Annotated in this window: 13 protein-coding genes; 2 read left to right on the top strand and 11 right to left on the bottom strand. The window is 69.4% G+C overall.

The window, feature by feature from the left end; genetic code table 11:
* Positions 1-15 precede the first annotated feature (15 nt).
* The 7 genes from LQV39_RS06155 to LQV39_RS06125 form a co-directional block, all read right to left on the bottom strand.
* Entirely contained in the window at positions 16-2,505 is a 2,490-nt protein-coding gene (locus LQV39_RS06155) for an adenosylcobalamin-dependent ribonucleoside-diphosphate reductase (protein WP_230021366.1), read from the bottom strand.
* Between the two features lie 58 nt (positions 2,506-2,563).
* Entirely contained in the window at positions 2,564-2,995 is a 432-nt protein-coding gene (locus LQV39_RS06150; protein WP_230021364.1) for a putative zinc-binding protein, read from the bottom strand.
* Between the two features lie 20 nt (positions 2,996-3,015).
* Positions 3,016-3,486, bottom strand: a complete 471-nt coding sequence (locus LQV39_RS26345) for an SCP2 domain-containing protein (protein WP_290368553.1) — start codon at positions 3,484-3,486, stop codon at positions 3,016-3,018.
* The gene (locus tag LQV39_RS06140; RefSeq protein ID WP_230021362.1) at positions 3,483-4,370 is read right to left on the bottom strand and encodes a U32 family peptidase; all 888 of its coding nucleotides are present in this window, start codon (positions 4,368-4,370) and stop codon (positions 3,483-3,485) included. The genes LQV39_RS26345 and LQV39_RS06140 overlap by 4 nt, the downstream gene beginning before the upstream one ends.
* Before the next feature lie 2 nt (positions 4,371-4,372).
* Positions 4,373-5,395, bottom strand: a complete 1,023-nt coding sequence (locus LQV39_RS06135) for a peptidase U32 family protein (protein ID WP_230021361.1) — start codon at positions 5,393-5,395, stop codon at positions 4,373-4,375.
* 77 nt (positions 5,396-5,472) lie between these two features.
* Positions 5,473-5,889: a ribonucleotide reductase subunit alpha gene (locus LQV39_RS06130; protein WP_230021360.1), complete on the bottom strand. Its 417-nt coding sequence runs from the start codon at positions 5,887-5,889 to the stop codon at positions 5,473-5,475.
* Positions 5,890-5,911: 22 nt separating this feature from the next.
* Positions 5,912-6,547, bottom strand: coding sequence for a YitT family protein (locus LQV39_RS06125; protein WP_230021358.1), 636 nt, complete (start codon positions 6,545-6,547; stop codon positions 5,912-5,914).
* Between the two features lie 192 nt (positions 6,548-6,739).
* Here LQV39_RS06125 and LQV39_RS06120 point away from each other — a divergent pair, with 192 nt between their 5' ends.
* A complete protein-coding gene (locus LQV39_RS06120; protein ID WP_230022231.1) occupies positions 6,740-7,375 on the top strand; it encodes a Crp/Fnr family transcriptional regulator in 636 nt (211 codons plus the stop codon).
* On the opposite strand, the gene LQV39_RS06115 is transcribed toward LQV39_RS06120, so the two are convergent.
* The 4 genes from LQV39_RS06115 to LQV39_RS06100 are packed head-to-tail and all read right to left on the bottom strand — an operon-like array spanning position 7,363 to position 11,603.
* Positions 7,363-8,628, bottom strand: coding sequence for a permease (locus LQV39_RS06115; RefSeq protein ID WP_230021355.1), 1,266 nt, complete (start codon positions 8,626-8,628; stop codon positions 7,363-7,365). The genes LQV39_RS06120 and LQV39_RS06115 overlap by 13 nt on opposite strands.
* On the bottom strand, positions 8,625-8,849 hold the full coding sequence (locus tag LQV39_RS06110) for a DUF2249 domain-containing protein (RefSeq protein ID WP_230021352.1): 225 nt from the start codon (positions 8,847-8,849) through the stop codon (positions 8,625-8,627). Before LQV39_RS06110 ends, LQV39_RS06115 begins: the two co-directional genes overlap by 4 nt.
* Positions 8,846-9,262, bottom strand: a complete 417-nt coding sequence (locus tag LQV39_RS06105) for an Rrf2 family transcriptional regulator (RefSeq protein ID WP_230021349.1) — start codon at positions 9,260-9,262, stop codon at positions 8,846-8,848. Before LQV39_RS06105 ends, LQV39_RS06110 begins: the two co-directional genes overlap by 4 nt.
* 58 nt (positions 9,263-9,320) lie before the next feature.
* Complete coding sequence (locus LQV39_RS06100; protein WP_230021345.1) at positions 9,321-11,603, bottom strand: nitric-oxide reductase large subunit; 2,283 nt, start codon at positions 11,601-11,603, stop codon at positions 9,321-9,323.
* A gap of 238 nt (positions 11,604-11,841) precedes the next feature.
* Here LQV39_RS06100 and LQV39_RS06095 point away from each other — a divergent pair, with 238 nt between their 5' ends.
* On the top strand, positions 11,842-13,029 hold the full coding sequence (locus tag LQV39_RS06095; RefSeq protein ID WP_230021342.1) for an NnrS family protein: 1,188 nt from the start codon (positions 11,842-11,844) through the stop codon (positions 13,027-13,029).
* The last annotated feature ends 12 nt before the right edge of the window (positions 13,030-13,041 follow it).

Below are 13,041 nucleotides of genomic sequence, written 5' to 3'. Positions count from 1 at the left end.
GAAGTGGCGGGGCGCTCAGCCGCAGGCCCCGATGTAATGGCATTCGGCACAGCGGGTGCAGCCGTCGACCTTGGCAAGGGCGCGCGCGCCGCATTCCGGGCAGTTGCGCTCGAGCGGGCGTGGGGCCGCGGCGGGCGCCGCGTGGGCCTGGGCGGGCCGCGGCTGGTTCCCCGCGCGGTCTGCCAGTTCGCGGTCGAGCTGCTCGACCGGCACCTGGTTGCCGTAAGGGTCGAGGAAGCCGCGCTTGATCAGCATCCGCTGCAGCATGAAGGCGATTGCCGCGACTTCCGAATCGTGGTACACCGGCACCTGCACGCCGTCCTCGCGGGTCAGGTGGCCGCAGCGCACCGGGCCCTTTTCCCAGACGACTTCGCGCATGTCGGCCAGCGCCTTCGCGATCGAACTTCCGGCGCGCGCAGCCAGCGACAGCAGGCGCATGGTCGAGGTGATCCACTGGTGGCCTTCGTTGCGCTGGTTGGCCGGCATGAAGAATTCGAAGGGACGCTCGATTTCGACCTCGCGCCCGTCCAGCACGCCCTGCACGCGGATGAAGCTGACCGTCAGGTAGAGCGCCTTCTTGCCTTCCTGGGTGCCGTATTCGACCTTGGAGGTCACGGATTCGAGTTCTCCCAGTGGACGGCTGTCGAAGCGCTTGCGCAGCGGGTCGATGTCGGTCGGGCGCAGCGGGGCGGGATCCGGCGCCGGCCGCTGCTCCGGCGACAGGCTCAGCACGCTGCCGGTGACGGCGTTCGGGCGATAGGTCGCAAGGCCCTTGAGACCGGCGCGCCAGGCGTCGGTGTAGAGGTCCTGGAAATCCTCATAGGGGTAATCTGCGGGAACGTTGACGGTCTTCGAGATCGCGGTGTCGACGTAGGGCTGGACCGCTTCCATCATGCGCAGGTGGTCCTGCGCCGCCATCTGCAAAGCGGTGACGAACTGCGGCGGCAGCGCTGCGGGGTCGGAAACGTCGTGTCCGAGGTGACGGTACAGGCGCCAGGCGTGGTCGGCGACCTCGTACACGCGGGTGCTGTCGTCCGGCATGCGCTTCTTGCGCAGGTAGGTCCAGGAAAAGGCCGGCTCGATGCCGTTCGAGGCGTTGTCGGCGAACGCCAGCGAGATCGTGCCGGTCGGGGCGATCGACAGCAGGTGCGAGTTGCGGATGCCGTGGCGGGCGATCGCCTCGCGCAGTTCGTCCGGCAGGCGCTGCACGAACTGGCCGGCCAGGTAGGCGCCGGCATCGAACAGCGGGAATGCGCCTTTTTCCCTGGCCAGTGCGACCGAGGCGGCATAGGCCGTGTCGCGCAGCTCGCGCGCGACCTGCGCGGCCAGCGCGCGGCCGGCCTCGGCGTCGTAGCGCAGGCCGAGCATCACCAGTGCGCTGCCCAGGCCCAGGAAGCCGAGCCCGATGCGGCGCTTGCCGCGGCCTTCGGCAGCCTGCTGGGGCAGCGGCCACTCGGTGGCGTCGAGCGCGAGGTCGAGCATGCGCACGCCGATGGCGGCGACTTCGCGGAAGGTGGCGAAGTCGAAGCGCGCTTCCGGCGTGAAGGGATCGAGCACGAAGCGCGTGAGGTTGAGCGAGCCGAGGTCGCAGCAGCCGTAGGGCGGCAGCGGCTGTTCTCCGCAGGGATTGGTCGCGGCCAGGCGCTCGGCGTAGTACAGGTTGTTCTCGGCGTTGATGCGGTCGATGAACAGCACGCCCGGCTCGGCGTGATCGTAAGTCGAACGCATCACCTTGTCCCACAGGGTGCGCGCAGGCACCCGGCGGTAGACCCACCAGCCATCCTCGCGCAGGTAGCCGCCGGCGGCCCGGTCTTCGGGCGAGGGTTCGGCCGGATGCGCGAGCTCGACCTCGGCGTCTTCGAGCACCGCGTTCATGAACGCGTCGCTCACGCCGACCGACAGGTTGAAGTTGCTGAAAGCGCCGCCGTCCTTGGCGGCGATGAAGCGCTCGATGTCCGGATGGTCGATGCGCAGCACGCCCATCTGGGCGCCGCGCCGGGCGCCGGCCGATTCGACGGTCCGGCAGGAGGCGTCGAACACCTCCATGTAGGACACCGGGCCGGAAGCGCGCGACAGCGTCCCCTTGACCAGGCTGCCGGCGGGACGGATGGCGCTGAAGTCGTAGCCGACACCGCCGCCGCGGCGCATCGTCTCGGCGGCTTCCGCCACCGCGGCGTAGATGCCGGGCAGGCCGTCGTGCTCGCCGCTGATGGCGTCGCCGACCGGCTGCACGAAGCAGTTCATCAGGGTCGCTTTCATGCCCAGGCCGGCGGCGGAGTTGATGCGGCCCGCCGGCACGAAGCCGTGGTCCTGGGCCCACAGGAAGCGCTGTTCCATTTCGAGGCGCAAGGGTTCGGCCTCGTGGGCGGCAAGGGCGCGCGCGACGCGGGCGCGCACCTCGGCGACGGTGGTCTCGTCGCCCCGGGCGTATTTTTCGCGCAGGACGTCGACCGACACGTCCTGCGTCGGGAGGTGGGTGCTGAATAGTTTATCGTTCGCGTTCATGGTTGTCCGGGTTAGGGCGATCCGTGCGGATCGGGTGGCTGGTCTCGCTTGTCGTGCACTATCCGCCGGCTGCGCGTGACGCGCCTTGAACTGGTTGAAGCAAAGCGCAACTGCCCGGCATCGGATGCGCGGTCACCTCGTCCGCAAGCTGTTGCGCCAGCGCTGCCGCCTGCTCCGGGTCGTACTGGGCGTGGTAGCGTTTCCTGACGCCGTGTTCCGCCAGCTGCCAGTGCAGCGTCGGCGTCACGCCATGCCGGGCCAGGCAGTTGCGCGTGCATTCGAGCGGGCAGCCGTCGATCGCCAGCACCGGGCGGCCGGACTTGGCCAGCTTGACCAGCGAGGGCACGTCGCCGCCGACGCCGGCGATGCAGGACATCTCGGCGACTTCGCGGCGGTCCAGGTCGAGGGCAATATGGTTTGCCAGTTGCGCCGCGCTGGAACAGCCGGAGCAGGAATATACGAGGGGGAAAACGGTGCGGTCTTTGCCCATGATGGTTCTCCGGTTCAGGTTCAGGTTTGGGCGCGCCGCGGGCCGCGGGCGCGCCGGCGCAGGTGCGCGAGCAGGCGGCGGGGATGCAGCCGCGCCGGATCGAAGGGCGTGCCGTCGATCGCGTCGAGGGTGTTCTTGATCAGGAGGCCCAGCTCGGTGTCGCCTTCCATGACCAGGCGCCGGCTGAAGAACAGCGTGTCCGGGTCTTCCTTGCGCGCGGCCAGCAGGGCCAGGTCACGCAGAGTGGCGCTGATGACCAGGTCGGCTGCGCCACCGGGCGCGAGCGCCTCGAAGCGCGCGCCACGCCAGCGGAAGTCGAAGGACAGGCCGAGGTCTGTCACCGTCAGGCGCAGGCGCCGGCCGGCCAGCGCATCGCGGGTGTCAGGCTCGAGGTGCCTCGCCAGCGCGGCGTTCAGGCCCTGGGCGAAGAACCAGGAGCCGGGCAGCGGCGGCAGCAGGGAGAACAGGCGGATGGGGACAGGTTTGTTCATGCCGCATGCCGCTCCATGCCTGGTTTGCCATGCCAGAAACCGTTGCAGGAGCCGCCGGGCATCAGCGGCGCCATGCGCTCGTGCGCCTCGCGGCCGCCGATCTCGCCGGCTATCGCGGCCCGGAACAGGGCGGTAAGCTCGCCCATGTGGGCCGCCTGGGGGCTCAGGCGCACGACCCCGACGCCCAGGACGCGCATGGCGTCCAGTTCCTCGACCAGGTTGCAGACCTGGGCCGCCTGGGTCTGGATCCCGTTCAGCACCAGGAAGGGCTGGCCTTCCTGGGTCTGCATCAGCATGCCGTCCGGGTGGGCGATGCAGCTGAAGCGGCAGTCGTCCTTCGGCAGGTTCTGCTGGCGGGCGGTGAGGCAGCGCGCCGAAAAGGCGAGCGGCATGCGGCCGTAGGCGAACACCTCGGTTTCCAGGCCGGCGGAGAAGCCGGCGCGCATTGCCGCCAGGCCCTGGGCCGGCATCTCGAAGGGCACGACCCAGCGCACCGCGCCGGCATCGGCCATAAGCTTCAGGGACGGGTTGTTGTACATGTTCAGGTGCGGTCCGGCGACGAACGGCCGTCCTTCCATGTAGCCGACTGCGCCCATGTCGTTGGCCTCGACCAGGAAGCGGCCGTTGTCCGCGATCCGGCGCAGCGCGTTCAGGTCGGCGCCGGATTCGATCAGCACCTGGGTCGACAGCACGACCTGCTTGCCGGCGCCGGCCAGGCGCTCGGCCAGCGCCAGCCAGTACGCCAGGCGCAGCTCGTGGCGGCGCGAGCAGACGGTCTCGCCGAGGTAGACGATGTCGAGCGGCGCCCCGGCCATGCCGTCGTAGAAGTCGAAGACCGTCTCGCGCGGCCAGTAGTACTGCAGGGGTCCCAAAGCGATTTTCATGTTCATTTCCATGGGCGGTGGTAGGCGCCAAGGGTGTGCTGCTGGCCCTCGGCGACCTTGTTCAGCTCCGCCATCCAGGCCGGCTTGACGGAGTAGCGCTGGCGCTCGGCCAGGCAGTTGTCGATCGCCTCGCGCCAGACGCGTGTCACTTGAGCGACATAGGCCGGACTGCGCTGGCGGCCTTCGATCTTGACCGCGCGCGCGCCGAGCGCCGCCAGGCGGGGCAGGATCTCGAGCGTGTTCAGGCTGGTCGGTTCCTCGATCGCGTAATAGGTCTCGCCGGCGACGTCAAAGCGGCCCTTGCACAAGGTCGGATAGCCGGCCTGCTCGCCGTCGCCGTAGCGGTCGATCAGCACCTCGTTCAGGCGCGATTCCAGTCCCTTCGGGGTCTGCTGCCAGCGCACCGCCTTCGCCGGCGAGCAGACGCCGTGGGTATTCGGCGACTCGCCGGTCACATACGAGGACAGCTGGCAGCGGCCCTCGACCATGACGCACAGGCTGCCGAAGCCGAACACCTCGATCTCGACCGGCGTGTTGGCGATGACCTGTTCGACCTGGGGCAGGGACAGCACCCGCGGCAGCACCGCGCGCGCGATGCCGAAGTGGCGGTGGTAGAAGTTGATCGCCTCGTGGCTGGTGGCCGAGCCCTGCACGGAAAGATGCAGGCGCAACTGCGGATGGACGCGCGCGGCGTATTCCATGAGGCCGGGGTCGGCCAGGATCACGGCGTCGATGCCGTTGTCGGCCGCACGGTCGACCGCGCGGCGCCAGATGTCCCAGCCGTCCGGCTGTGGATAGGTGTTCAGGGCCAGGAAGATCTTGCGGCCGCGCGCCTGGGCGTAGCGGATGCCTTCGGCGATGGCGGCTTCGCTGAAATTCAGCCCGGCAAAGTTACGGGCGTTGGTGGCGTCGCGAAAGCCCAGGTAGACGCAATCGGCGCCGTGGTCGATGGCGGCTTTCAGGGCCGGCAGGCTGCCGGCCGGGCAGACGAGTTCGAGGTGTGGTCGTGGTTCGGAGTCGCTCATTGCTTGAAGGAGGGGCAGTTCATGATGGCCGGACTATAGGCCTGCCGCCTCCATCCGTCCTTAAACCGGTTCAAGGTTCAGGAAAACGCCAGGGCCTGGCCCTGCGCGTCGAACGCGAGGAAGCGCTCGACCGCGCCGCGGTGCACGCTGCCGATCATCGAGCGCAGCGCCAGCTCGACCTGTTGTTCCGACGGCGCCTGTCCTTCCGGGCCGGCCAGCGCGGTCGCGAACACGACGTCCCATGGCTGGCCGGTGACGCGTGACTCTTCGGCCAGGGCCGGGAAATCCGCCAGCTCGCCGATCTCCTTGTCGACGCACATGACCGGGGCCAGTGCGCCGCCCCTGCCTTCGCGGAAGCGCCGTTCCTGCCCCGGGCTGTGGGTGTGCGGGAGTTCGGCGACGCCGAACACGAACAGGAGGCGCTGGGCTTCCGGCTGGGCGCGCGCGGCGGCCAGGAAATCGTCGAAACAGGAAAGAGTGGTGGTGTTGTGCATGATTTGGGGGCAAGGAAGTGGCTCAGCGCGCGTTATAGCGGCCGGGACGGTGGTTGATGGCCAGGGTGAGGTTCAGGACCGCGGTGCCCAGCAGCGAATACAGCCAGGGGCGCGGCGCGATGATGCGCAGCGCAGTCAGCAGGATGAACGTATCGATCGCCAGCTGCACCAGCCCGGCGCGCCAGCCGCGCTTTTCCTGCAGCCACAGGCAGAGGACGTTGAAGCCGCCCAGGCTGGCCTGGTGGCGGAACAGCATCAGCAGGCCGGTGCCGATCAGGATGCCGCCCATGCAGGCCGCGTACCAGGGCTGGATGGATTCCAGGCCCAGCATGCGCGGCAGGTGGTCGGCGACGGTGGAAAACAGCAGCGCGGCGCCGAGCGTCTTGAGCGTGAAGGCCCAGCCCAGGCGGCTGATCGAAAACAGGTAGAACGGCAGGCTCAGTGCCGCGAACACCGCGCCGAAGGGCAGGCCGGTGGCGTGGTGCAGCAGCAGGCACAGGCCGGCGACGCCGCCGGTGACAAGGCCAGCCTTGGCCATCAGGGCCACGCCGAGCGAGGCCAGCATGCTCCCGGCGACCAGCGCCTGGGCATCGTCGAACAGCGTGTGGGCGGCCGCCGTGCGCACCGGCGCCGCCGCGGGAGGATGAATGCTTGCCATGTCTGGTGATCGTTCATGTGACAGTGCCCTCATTGTAGAAAGCGCCGCCGCGCCTGGCTGTCTGCACGAAGGCCTAAGCGGGCTAGTTATTCCTGCCTATCCCAATGCGCACCGGCCGGGAGGACAATGTCAGGACGATAACGAGAGGAGTAGCCCGTGCACGCCGTCGACCCCCGCAGGTTCCTGCGCCAGATGCCGCTGTTTTCCGACCTCCACGAGGAGGAACTGGGCGCCATCGCGGCCTCCGCCACCGAGCTGCATGTGCCGCGCGGAAGACCCATCTTCGAGCGCGGCGACCCTTGCGCCGGGTTTCATTCGGTGGTGTACGGCCAGGTCAAGCTGGGTTTCGTGTCGGCCCAGGGCCAGGAGAAGATCGTCGAGATCCTCGGACCGGGCCAGAGCTTCGGCGAAGCGGTGATGTTCATGGAGAAGCCCCATATCGTCAGTGCGACCGCGCTCGAGGACAGCATGCTGCTGCACGTCGGGAAGAGCGGCCTGTTCGAGCAGCTGGACCGCCATCCGGCGCTGGCGCGGCGCATGCTGGCCGGGATCAGCCGCCGCATGCACGGGCTGATCGCCGACGTCGAAGCCTATACGCTGCATACCGGCGGCCAGCGCGTGGTCGGCTACCTGCTCAAGGACGGTCCCGCCAGCGGCGAGCGGCTCACGCTCTCGGTGAGCAAGCGCTCGATCGCCTCGCGCCTGAACATCACGCCGGAATACTTCTCGCGCGTGCTGCACGAGCTTTCGGTGCGCGAGTTGATCCGCGTCGAGGGCCGCGACATCCATATCCTCGACGCCGACCGTCTGCGCAGCTACGAAGGCTGACGCAGCAGCCGGCGATGGCGCAGCAGCGGCCATCCCAGACCTAGCGCGAGCAGCAGGCAGTCGGCGGCCAGCAGGAGGCCCGCCGGACGCGCCAGCACGGGCCAGCGGCAGGCCAGCATGGCCAGCCCCACGGCGCCGGCATGGCAGCGGAACTGCAGGCGGATGCGCGGCGCCGGCGCCAGTTCCGCGGTCTTCGGAATCCGTGTGCCCGGCTGCGCCCGCTCCTGCATGTGGTACCAGAGCAGGAAGGGCACGATCTTGAACAGCATCGCGTCCACCAGCGTCATCGCGAAGCCGCCCAGGAAGGCGACGCCGGCGAACAGCGTACCGGCCTCCGGGGCCTCGCCGGGCCAGCCGAAGGCCGAGCCGGCGGCCGCCAGCGAAACCATGGCGAAACGCCAGTATGCGGTGGTAGGGTCCGGCGTACGGCGCCGCCGCGCCAGCAGCCGCCAGCTGGCCGCGATCCATAGTGCGGCGCCGGCGGCGAGGGCGGCTGCAAGCCAGCCGCGCCAGCCGGCCTCGAACCAGCGTGCGGCCGCCCATGCGGCCAGCGCCAGCGCGAACCCCGGCGCCAGCCAGCGCACCAGGCGCGCCGGATAGGGCGAGGTTCCCTGGAACATCGGCAGCACCTGGAAGGATACCGCCACCACCAGCAGGACGACCCAGCCGCCCAGGCCGAGCGCGGCATGGACGTCCGTCAGCCTCAATGCCGGCAGCGCCGGGCCCCCGGCCAGCCAGGCCGCCAGCGCCAGGCCGGCGCACACGGTTGCCGCCAGCGCGGCGGCGGCGGTGCGCATGCCGCGCAGGATGTGGGCGACGGCGGGGAGAACCGCCGCCCGCTGCCACAGGCTGGGAAGGACGCAGGCCAGCAGCAGCGCAAACGCGGCCGCCAGCGTTCCCGCGGCGGCCGCGAACAGCGCCGCCGCGCCGGTGGCGAAGGCCAGCGCCAGCAGCAGGGTGCCGGCGCCCAGCAGCGGACAGCTCCAGCGCGCCCATGCGGTCCGGCGCAAGGACAGCCCGGCCACCACCGGCAGCATCTGCAGCAGTGAGCCGGCCATCGTCATGGTCAGGAAGCCGAGCGTGAGCAGGTGCACGAGGGCCAGCGTGGCGCCGTGCCAGCGCGACGAAAGGGCGTCGGCGCCATGCCAGGCCAGAACCAGGCCTGCGGCCACGCCGAACCAGGGAGCGGCCAGCAGGAAGCCCAGCGGCAGCCCGGGGCCGGGCGACAGTTCAAGATCGAGCGCCCGTCTCACGCGCCGCTCTTCCGGATGGTGACGCGGCAGCCGTCCGGCTCCCAGCGCGCCGCCGCGGTGTAGCCGTTGCGGGCGAGGATGCGGTACAGCGGATGCGGTTCGCGCTCGAGGATCAGTTCCAGCGTGGCGCCGCCGTCGACGAGGTCGAGCGCTTCGAGCGCCCGCTCCATTGGCTCCGGCGGCTGCAGGCCGCGCAGGTCGAGGACGCGCGGGGCGTTCATGCCGCCGCTCCGGCCGGCTCGACCAGGCTGGACAGCGGCACCCGGTCGAGCACGTCGAGGAAGCTGAAGGTCGCCGCCCGGAAGACACGCTTCAGGCAGCAGCTCCCCGCCAGCGGGCAGGTGCTCGGCTCGCCGCCGAGGCAGCCCACCACGTGCAGGTCGGGCTCGGTGCAGCGCACCACATCGCCGACCATGATCTCGCAGGCGGGGCGCGCCAGGCGGATCCCGCCGGCCCGGCCGCGCACGGTCTGGACGAAGCCGGCGCGGCCGAGCTGGTTGACGACCTTGGTCAGGTGGTTGTGGGAGATCCCGTGCAGGGTCGCCACCTGGTCGGTGGTGGCCAGCCGGTCGTGGTGGGCGCCCAGGTACATCAGCACCCGCATGGCGTAGTCGGTGTGGTCGGTAAGGCGCATGCTGGCTCCTTGGTCGGAAATGGACGCCGGCCGCACGCGGCAGGCCGGCGTCCGTGGGTCAGGCCTTGGTGGTCGGGGCGCCGCTGGCGACCGCCACCTCGGCCAGCGCCGGCTTGCGGCGCGCCAGGCGCAGCACGAACAGGGCCAGGCACAGCACGCCGACGCTGAACACGATGTCGCCCGGGACGCGCAGCCACACCATGTTCTCCATGAAGGCCGAATGGATCACCTCGGGTGAGCGGGCGTACCACATGCCCTTGCTGATGCTGGCGGCGGCCTGGTAGATGCCGGCCGGGACCAGGGCCATGAAGACCATCATCGCCAGGCCGATATTCAGCAGCCAGAACATCGGCTTGAGCAGGGCATCGGACCAGGCCAGGCGCTCGGACAGGCCGCGCAGGCAGAACAGCATCAGGCCGATGCCGAGCATGCCGTAGACGCCGAACAGCGCGGCGTGGCCGTGGGCGGCGGTCATGTTCAGTCCCTGCATGTAATACAGCGCGATCGGCGTGTTGATGGCGAAGCCCAGCAGGCCGGCGCCGACCATGTTCCAGAAGCCGACCGCGATGAAGCACAGGATCGCCCATTTATAGCTCTTGACCCAGGGCGCGGCTTTGGAGCGCTGGTAGTTGCGGTAGGCTTCGACGCCGATCATCGACAGCGGCACCACTTCGAGGGCGGAGAACATGCCGCCGATCGCGATCACGGAAGTCGGGGTGCCGGTCCAGTACAGGTGGTGCAGGGTGCCGAGGATGCCGCCGAACAGGAACACGATGGTTTCGAGCACGATGGCGCTGTTGGCGGTGGCGGCGCGGATCAGGCCCAGGCGCGAGAACAGCAGGGCGATGACGGCGGTGGCGAACACTTCGAAGAAGCCTTCGACCCACAGGTGCACCAGCCACCATCTCCAGTACTCGATCATCGCGTAGTGGGTGTGCTGGCCCCAGGCCAGGGAGCTGGCGTAGAAGCCGCCGATGCACAGCGCGGCCAGGAACACCATGGCGATCAGGCCGCGGCTCTCCGACGGTTTTTTCAGCGCCGGCCACAGGCCGCGGCCCAGCAGGAAGGCCCAGAACAGCAGGCCGGCGAACAGCAGGTACTGCCAGATGCGGCCCATGCTGGTGAATTCCAGACCCTGGTTGCCGAGCCAGAAGCTGAAATCGACGCCGCGGTGCTGCAAGGTGCCGAGCCAGCCGGTGAGGGTGGAGCCGGCGACGATGAACAGCAGCGCGTAGAACAGCACGTCGGTGCCCAGCTTCTGGAACTTCGGCTCGCGGCCGGAGATGGCGGGGGCGATGTACAGGCCGGTGGCCAGCCAGGCGGTGGCGATCCACAGCACGGCGAACTGGGTGTGGACGGTGCGGCTGACGGTGTAGGGCAGCACGTCGGCCAGCGGGAAGCCGAAGAAGCTGTGGCCTTCGACCGAATAGTGCGCGGTGATGACGCCCATGCCGACCTGGGCCAGGATCAAGGCCACCACGACCATGAAGTATTTTTTGGTCGCCTTCATCGAAGGCGTGGCTTTCAGGCTGAACAGCGGGTCGGCTTTTGGCGGCGCCGGATCGTCCTCTTCCTTGTGCGCGGAATGGAACAGGATCATGGCGGCAATCGCGCCGATCATCAGGATCACGCTGGCGATCGACCAGATGCCGGTGCCGGCGCTGGGGGTATTGCCGACCAGCGGCTCATGCGGCCAGTTGCTGGTATAGGACAGGCCGGGTTCGCCCGGGCGGTCGGTGGCGGCGGCCCAGGCCGACCAGAAGAAGAAGCCGGTCAGCGCGGCGCGCTGGTCCGCTTCCGGCAGCGAGCCTGCGTTCATGGCGTACTGCTCGCGCAGCTTGTCCAGCTTCGGATCGGTGCCGAACAGGCTGGCGTAATGCGCCGCTACTTCCTGCACGGCGCGGGCGCGCTCGGCGCCGATCGTCAAGGCACCGCTGGCGGCGTCATAAGTGTTGTGGCGCAGCTCGCCGCGCACCAGGGCGTCGATGCGCGCGCGGGCGCCGGCGTCGAGCTGGGCATAGGCAGTATGGTGGTCGCGCTGCGCCAGGCCCTCCTGCAGGGCCAGGGCTTCGCGGTGCAGCCAGTCGGCCGACCAGTCTGGGGCCACGTAGCTGCCGTGGCCCCAGACGGTGCCGAGCTGCTGGCCGCCGGCCGACAGCCAGGCTTGCTGGCCGAGCCGAACCTGGTCGCCGGTGTACAGGGTATGGCCGCCGGTGTCGACGATGGATGCCGGGATGGGCGGGGCCTTCAGGTAGATCTCCCTTCCCACCATCAGCAGGGTGGCAAACGAGAGTACGCAGATGACCGCGAGCCAGCCCCAGAGTTTGCGTGTCGCATGCATAAACTAGATCCTTCACGGGTAATTGATCGGTGGCGCCGGACAGCGCCCACGGCATATTCTGCGTCCAGCTCTGCATTTGTTGCATATGGAATGCAGCTTTATTTGAATTCCTTGATCCAGTTTAGGAATGCCGGCGCGGCGGTGTCCGAAGGCGTGGCGGGCTAGTTCCTTTGGCGGATTGTGGGGCTGGCGCGGGCGGTCTAACATGCGTTGCAAATGCAGCTTTAGGAGAACACACATGGCGCTCATGAGCATCGAAGAAGCACGCCCCACACCGGCGCCGGGCCGCGCCCGGGCCCTGTTTGCACTTGGCTTCCGGCCCTTTTACCTGCTGGCAGCGGCTTTCGCGGCGCTCAGCGTGCCGCTGTGGATCGCGGCGCTCGCGGGATGGAAGGTCCCGGCCCGTATCGACGTGCTGTGGCACATGCATGAAATGGTGTACGGCTTCGCGGTCGCCGTCATCGTCGGCTTCCTCTATACCGCGGGCTACAACTGGACCAGGCTGTGGACGCCGCGCGGCCGGCAGCTGGCGGCAATCGCAGCGGTCTGGGTCGCCGGCCGGATCGCCATGCTGGCCGCGCCGCCGCTGATGGCAGCGTTCGTGGATGCCGCTTTCCTGCCGCTTGCCGCGCTTCCCCTCTACCGGGTGCTGAAGCAGTCCGGCAACCGCCGCAACATGTTCCTGGTGGTCCTGCTCGGCTTGCTGGCGCTGTCGAACGTCCTGTACCACGCCGCCGCGCTGGGCTGGCTGCATCTCGACCCGCTGGCGCCGGTCCACGGCGCCATCGTGCTGATCGTGGCGATCGAGGCGGTGATTGGCGGCCGCGTGATCCCCATGTTCACCGCCAACGCCGTGCCCGGGACCAAGCCGGTGCAGGATGCCCGGCGCGACAAGGCCGCGCTGGCGCTGACCGTGCTGGCGGGCGCCGCCTGGACCGCCGGCCTGCCGGCGCCGTTCACCGCGGCGCTGGCGCTGGCGGCAGCGGCAGCCCAGGCCCTGCGACTGGCCGGCTGGAAGCCATGGCGCACCTGGCGCAACCCGCTGCTGTGGATCCTCCACCTGTCGTATGCCTGGATTCCGCTCGGTTTCGTGGCGCTGGCGCTGGCCCAGTACGGTGTCGTCGCGCCGAGCGCCGCGCTGCACCTGCTGACCGTCGGCTCGCTGGCCGGCCTGGTGATCGGCATGATCACACGCACCGCCCTCGGCCACACCGGCCGGCCGCTGAAGGCAGGCCGCGCCGAGACGCTGATGTACGTGCTGGCGCAGGGCGCCGTGCTGGCCCGCTTCGCGGCCGCGGTGGCGCCGTCCTCGCGCATGCCCTGGCTGGTAGCGGCCGCCGTGTGCTGGAGCGCCTGCTTCCTGACTTACCTCGCGGCCTATCTGCCGCTGCTGATTGCCCCGCGCCCCGATGGCCGCGAAGGCTGAACCAACCACAGG

It is taken from the genome of Massilia sp. Bi118, from assembly GCF_918697865.1.
Lineage (GTDB): Bacteria > Pseudomonadota > Gammaproteobacteria > Burkholderiales > Burkholderiaceae_D > Telluria.
This window is presented reverse-complemented; position numbering and strand designations above follow the sequence as displayed.

Bases quoted from the DNA above. Each gene is read 5' to 3' on its own strand.
- LQV39_RS06155 (WP_230021366.1), bottom strand. From the start codon at position 2,505: ATGAACGCGAACGATAAACTATTCAGCACCCACCTCCCGACGCAGGAC.
- LQV39_RS06150 (WP_230021364.1), bottom strand. From the start codon at position 2,995: ATGGGCAAAGACCGCACCGTTTTCCCCCTCGTATATTCCTGCTCCGGC.
- LQV39_RS26345 (WP_290368553.1), bottom strand. From the start codon at position 3,486: ATGAACAAACCTGTCCCCATCCGCCTGTTCTCCCTGCTGCCGCCGCTG.
- LQV39_RS06140 (WP_230021362.1), bottom strand. From the start codon at position 4,370: ATGAAAATCGCTTTGGGACCCCTGCAGTACTACTGGCCGCGCGAGACG.
- LQV39_RS06135 (WP_230021361.1), bottom strand. From the start codon at position 5,395: ATGAGCGACTCCGAACCACGACCACACCTCGAACTCGTCTGCCCGGCC.
- LQV39_RS06130 (WP_230021360.1), bottom strand. From the start codon at position 5,889: ATGCACAACACCACCACTCTTTCCTGTTTCGACGATTTCCTGGCCGCC.
- LQV39_RS06125 (WP_230021358.1), bottom strand. From the start codon at position 6,547: ATGGCAAGCATTCATCCTCCCGCGGCGGCGCCGGTGCGCACGGCGGCC.
- LQV39_RS06120 (WP_230022231.1), top strand. From the start codon at position 6,740: ATGCCGCTGTTTTCCGACCTCCACGAGGAGGAACTGGGCGCCATCGCG.
- LQV39_RS06110 (WP_230021352.1), bottom strand. From the start codon at position 8,849: ATGAACGCCCCGCGCGTCCTCGACCTGCGCGGCCTGCAGCCGCCGGAG.
- LQV39_RS06105 (WP_230021349.1), bottom strand. From the start codon at position 9,262: ATGCGCCTTACCGACCACACCGACTACGCCATGCGGGTGCTGATGTAC.
- LQV39_RS06100 (WP_230021345.1), bottom strand. From the start codon at position 11,603: ATGCATGCGACACGCAAACTCTGGGGCTGGCTCGCGGTCATCTGCGTA.
- LQV39_RS06095 (WP_230021342.1), top strand. From the start codon at position 11,842: ATGGCGCTCATGAGCATCGAAGAAGCACGCCCCACACCGGCGCCGGGC.